This window comes from Okeania sp., assembly GCF_983059655.1.
Map to the genome: position 1 here is coordinate 1 of NZ_CEZPJD010000637.1, position 4,721 is coordinate 4,721.

A 4,721-nucleotide genomic window follows, 5' to 3' on the forward strand; every position below is an offset into this window, starting at 1 on the left:
AGTCCCCCAAAATTGGGGGATTTAGGGGGCTTAGATGTAGCAAATTAGACTTCTAAGAAAACCTCTTAGACAGGGAAATGTTTTTCCCACTATTCCCTGTTATAATTATTTTTTGCCGATAACTTCTAAAATATCTTGAGCGTGACTACCAGTTTTCACATTCTCATCAACGTGAGAAATGTTTCCTGTAGAGTCAATAATATAGGTGACACGCTTAGGATATCCACCACCTTCAACATCATAAGCTTTCGTGATAGCGCCATCAACATCTGCCAATAGTTGGAAAGGCAAACCATATTTCTCAGTGAAGGCTTTGTGGGAGGCTTCATCATCCATGCTTACACCAAGAACAACCATATCTTTACCTTGGTATTCAGCATATTTGTCTCGGAAGCTTTGAGCTTCTTTAGTACAACCTGGGGTATCATCCTTGGGATAAAAATATAGGACAACTGTTTTGCCAGCAAAATCAGATAAGGAAACGGTGCTGCCGTTGGTATCTTTTACTGTGAATTCTGGTGCTTTAGTGCCAACAGATAATGGCATAGATTTTGTTTTCTCCTTAATAGGTTTACAGCATGGCCTTGTATTCTTTCTGTTATTTTAAGATATTTTGTGCTTTGAAAAATTTTTACTTATCCTAAGATTTGTTCTATAGCTAAAAAAGAATTGGTTAGGACAACCGCTGATGATGAATCTTAAACTAGGAAATGTTTTTCCAACTTTTCCATCTGTCGCCGACGCGGGGTCACACCGCTGTTCCCTGGTATAGCTTATTTTCTAGACTACTTTGTTAAAAAAAAATAAACTATTATTTGTATAGCTTATTTTAATGCAATATTATCTGTATGATATAAAATATAAAAAAACTTAATTATATGATATGCTAAAGGGTCATTAGAAAAAAATAATTGCAATGACCTCTGTAAAATCTGAAAACTTGATATCACTCCGATACCCCACTAATACTGAAAAAAGGGCGGAAAGGGCACTTAGCTGTAGCCCGTTTAATATCAGCTTATTTGTAACAATGTCGGATCGAAGTGTGGAATTAAAATCAATAGCATCAGAGACAGGTTTAAAAAATGGCTATACTCGTTCTCTGGTACCAGAATTAGCTGCTGAAAATAATCTAATGTGGCTAATTCAGGTGGGTTTATTAAGGAGAGAAGTTGATGGGCAGGGTATTACAGATGGTTTTCGCCTCACGCCTCTTGGTCATCAGTTAGTAAAAAAATATGCTGCAAAGGGAAGTGTTTCTCAACCGTCTGTAAGCGATCGCTTCTATGATTTTATTAATCGTTGGTTTCGACTTCCTATTTAAATAGGCAAGAAATATCCAAGTTTTGAAGAGTTCGATATTAATTTCTTAGTCAAACATCAAAATTATAATTATAGATTTTGAAACTAAGTGATGATTAGATACTATCAACTTCAAAAAAAGTGTTGATAGCTGAAAATACTTTTCGTATTCTCTTAATTTTTTCTTACCCTTATTCTGAATATTGAAAGAGTTTTGCTTACTTGTAAATATGAAAGTCCTAATAATCTATATTTAGAGCCAAAAATAAAAGTACAAATCATGTATATTTTTCTTAGCTAAGGTAGGAAAAAAATTTATTTCTATCTCTTAGAGGAATGTACGGGAACTATTATAAATATCATAAATTTTTGATCGACGCTGTTAAAAGTATATAGAACTTATTTGATCGCTATTCAAGAAGAGATGGAAAGTTGGGGAGATAAAGAAGTGGGGAAAATTTTTCAACCTTCTAATAATGCCTTCTTTCTACCTACTAACTCGGGCCTCCTGGAAAAAAAACTGAATCGCCTACTTTTAAAGATACAATCAGGGTTTGATCAGTTTGCAGGCCAACAAATGCTAGCAGTTACACCAAGCCATATATTTTAAATGGTAATAAAAATATTATTATAATTCCTGAATTACAAACAGTTATGAAAGCAATTATGGTAGTGGGAACTACCTCCAACGCTGGGAAATCTCTGATAGCTGCAGCCATCTGTAGAATTTTATCCCGTCGTGGATGGAGAGTAGCTCCTTTCAAAGGACAAAATATGGCTTTGAACTCTTATGTCACATCTACTGGTGGAGAGATAGGTTATGCCCAGGCTGTACAAGCTTGGGCCGCAGGTGTAACTCCTGCAGTAGAAATGAATCCTATTTTGTTGAAACCTCAAGGAGATATGACTTCTCAAGTTATTCTCAAAGGGAAAGTATTAGATACAGTAGGTGCCATAGATTATTATGAGAAGTATTTTAACATTGGTTGGCAGGCTATTCAAGAATGTTTAGAACTGTTATCTCAGGAATTCGACATAATAGTTTGTGAAGGAGCAGGTAGTCCAGCAGAAATTAATTTAAAGCACCGAGATTTAACAAATATGCGAGTGGCCAAGCACTTGAATGCGATTACAATTTTAGTCGTTGATATAAATCCAGGTGGTGCTTTTGCTCATATTATTGGTACCCTAGAACTACTAGAGCCAGAAGAAAAAAGTTTAATTAAAGGGATTGTAATTAATAAATTTAGAGGACAGCGATCGCTTCTAGATTCAGGTATTGAATGGTTAGAAAAAAGAACTAATATTCCTGTAATTGGGGTAATTCCTTGGATTGATGAAGTCTTTCCTGCCGAAGATTCTTTAAGTCTTTTAGAGCAACGTTCTTCTAAATTTAATGCTGAGATTACAATTGCCATTATTAAGTTACCAAGAATTTCTAATTTCACTGATTTTGATCCTTTAGATTCAGAGTCTAGTGTCAAGATTAAATATGTTAATCCTAATGATAATTTAGGTTATCCTGATGCAGTAATTATTCCTGGTTCTAAAACTACTATTAACGATTTATTAGTATTACAAAAAAGTGGGATGGCCACAGCTCTCAAGAATTACCAAGCTGCTGGCGGTACAATTATGGGAATTTGTGGTGGTTTTCAGATGCTTGGTGAAGTTTTAATAGATACTCAGGGTTTAGAAGGACAAAGGGGAGAATATCCAGGACTAGGACTATTACCACTAAGAACTGTAATTGCTCCTCAAAAAATTTCTCGTCAGCGACAAGTTATTGCTAATTATCCTCTAGGTAATTTACCAATAATCGGTTATGAAATTCATCAAGGTAGAACCAAAATTACAAAGCCAGATATGGTAAATCCTTTATTTAACGACCGCGATTTGGGATTTATTAATCAAAATCAGTCTGTCTGGGGTAACTATTTACATGGAATTTTTGACAATAGTCCTTGGCGTCGTTCCTGGTTAAATTTGTTGCGTAAAAAACGAGGTCTCGAAGGTCTGCCGACTGGTGTTGCTAACTATAGAGAACAAAGAGAAATGATGTTAGATTCAGTTACAGATAAAGTTAATCGTCACTTAAATTTAAAGTTGATATTTAACTAAGGTAGGGAGTAGGGAGTAGGGAGTAGTGAAGAGTCATTTCAGTTATCAGTTATCAGTTATCAGTTATCAGTACCTCTGCCTGAAGTCAGAGGCTTGAAATATTGAACTTTATTTTTTTCATCCCCTTGAAAGGGGAGGCTTAAGACCTTCTTTTTTGGTCAAGAGGAATCAGGAGTGGTAGAGGACGTACTCAGAAAAATTATTCCCAGATTTTTCTGCCTCTATCTTACACCAATACTCTCTTTTTGAGCTTTGTTAGGCCAAAACCTTTATAGCTCAAGACTTTTATATTTAATCGGTAAACCCTAATCAAATAATTATTGCTGAATTATGGAAATACTTTTCTTGCCTGATAATATTACTGTTGAGGCAGAGTCAGGAGAACCTATTCTAGACGTTGCTGAACGTGCTGGGGTAACTATTCCTACGGGTTGTTTAATGGGTTCTTGTCATGCTTGTGAAGTTGAAATTGATGGTGGTCAAACTATTTGTGCTTGTATTACAGCAGTTCCTCCAGGAAGGAAAAAAATGACGATTAACCTTTCTGTAGACATGGACTGGTAATATTCAGTTATCAGTTATCAGTTATCAGTTATCAGTAAAAATTACTGGGAATAAATAATAGTAATTAATTTGATTTAGGTACTTTATGGGAGTTTAATTATTTAATTTATCTTGATTTTTAATCGATCTATATAAGTTACTACTTAAATTCAGCAAATAGTTTAATTGATTTTTGGTTGTTCCTATTTTGTTTTCAAAATCTAAAATTTTAATACCGTGGCAAGCTTCGCTTAAAATTTGTGTTAATATTCTTAGCTGTTCGACTGAAATTTGAACCTTCATAGTTGAATTTTGAGCTGGTTGAGAATCGAAAGTTTCTAAAGGTATTTTTATTAATGACAGTAATTCTTGAACTTCCTCTCTTTCAGCACCTATTCGAGCATGAAATCCTCCTGTTATACCTTTCAGCACTTCTTCAAAAGTTGAACTTAAAATTTCTAATCCTTTTTTTCCAGCTTCAATTAAAATAATCTCATTATTCAGCAATTCAAATTTTACTAAAAGATTATCCATAATCATTTCAGATTTATGTTGTGATTTAACTAACTCCATTCACAACTTTTACTATCTATTTTAGGTGTAGGTAAACTTTGTGAACTAAATTTTATGTTATGCTAAGGTCTTATATAATTGAATAATCTAATACTTAATTTTTTGAGCTTTTGGGTTTACTTCGATGATTTCAAGTTTTGAAGACTCATTTAGATGAGTGTATCCCCAATGAAGAGATTTGT

6 protein-coding genes are annotated in these 4,721 nt (G+C 34.2%); 4 read left to right on the top strand and 2 right to left on the bottom strand.

Features of this window, described 5'->3' with window-relative positions; all coding sequences use genetic code 11:
* Positions 1-105: 105 nt before the first annotated feature.
* On the bottom strand, positions 106-546 hold the full coding sequence (locus tag AC3DU7_RS25680; RefSeq protein WP_488042117.1) for a peroxiredoxin: 441 nt from the start codon (positions 544-546) through the stop codon (positions 106-108).
* A gap of 370 nt (positions 547-916) precedes the next feature.
* Between AC3DU7_RS25680 and AC3DU7_RS25685 the strand changes: the two genes are divergently transcribed.
* The 4 genes from AC3DU7_RS25685 to AC3DU7_RS25700 all read left to right on the top strand — a co-directional run bounded on the left by AC3DU7_RS25685 (position 917) and on the right by AC3DU7_RS25700 (position 3,987).
* The gene (locus AC3DU7_RS25685) at positions 917-1,324 is read left to right on the top strand and encodes an Npun_F0494 family protein (protein ID WP_488042118.1); all 408 of its coding nucleotides are present in this window, start codon (positions 917-919) and stop codon (positions 1,322-1,324) included.
* A 381-nt stretch (positions 1,325-1,705) separates the two neighbouring features.
* Positions 1,706-1,912, top strand: coding sequence for a hypothetical protein (locus AC3DU7_RS25690; RefSeq protein ID WP_488042119.1), 207 nt, complete (start codon positions 1,706-1,708; stop codon positions 1,910-1,912).
* A gap of 44 nt (positions 1,913-1,956) precedes the next feature.
* Positions 1,957-3,423, top strand: a complete 1,467-nt coding sequence (cobQ, locus tag AC3DU7_RS25695) for a cobyric acid synthase CobQ (RefSeq protein WP_488042120.1) — start codon at positions 1,957-1,959, stop codon at positions 3,421-3,423.
* A gap of 330 nt (positions 3,424-3,753) precedes the next feature.
* Positions 3,754-3,987, top strand: a complete 234-nt coding sequence (locus AC3DU7_RS25700; protein WP_488042121.1) for a 2Fe-2S iron-sulfur cluster-binding protein — start codon at positions 3,754-3,756, stop codon at positions 3,985-3,987.
* Between the two features lie 93 nt (positions 3,988-4,080).
* Here the strand turns inward: AC3DU7_RS25700 and AC3DU7_RS25705 are convergent, their stop codons facing one another.
* Entirely contained in the window at positions 4,081-4,539 is a 459-nt protein-coding gene (locus AC3DU7_RS25705; protein ID WP_488042122.1) for a hypothetical protein, read from the bottom strand.
* Positions 4,540-4,721 lie beyond the last annotated feature (182 nt).

Coding starts and splice junctions, on each gene's coding strand:
- AC3DU7_RS25700 (WP_488042121.1), top strand. CDS start 3,754: ATGGAAATACTTTTCTTGCCTGATAATATTACTGTTGAGGCAGAGTCA.
- AC3DU7_RS25705 (WP_488042122.1), bottom strand. CDS start 4,539: ATGGAGTTAGTTAAATCACAACATAAATCTGAAATGATTATGGATAAT.
- AC3DU7_RS25680 (WP_488042117.1), bottom strand. CDS start 546: ATGCCATTATCTGTTGGCACTAAAGCACCAGAATTCACAGTAAAAGAT.
- AC3DU7_RS25685 (WP_488042118.1), top strand. CDS start 917: ATGACCTCTGTAAAATCTGAAAACTTGATATCACTCCGATACCCCACT.
- cobQ (WP_488042120.1), top strand. CDS start 1,957: ATGAAAGCAATTATGGTAGTGGGAACTACCTCCAACGCTGGGAAATCT.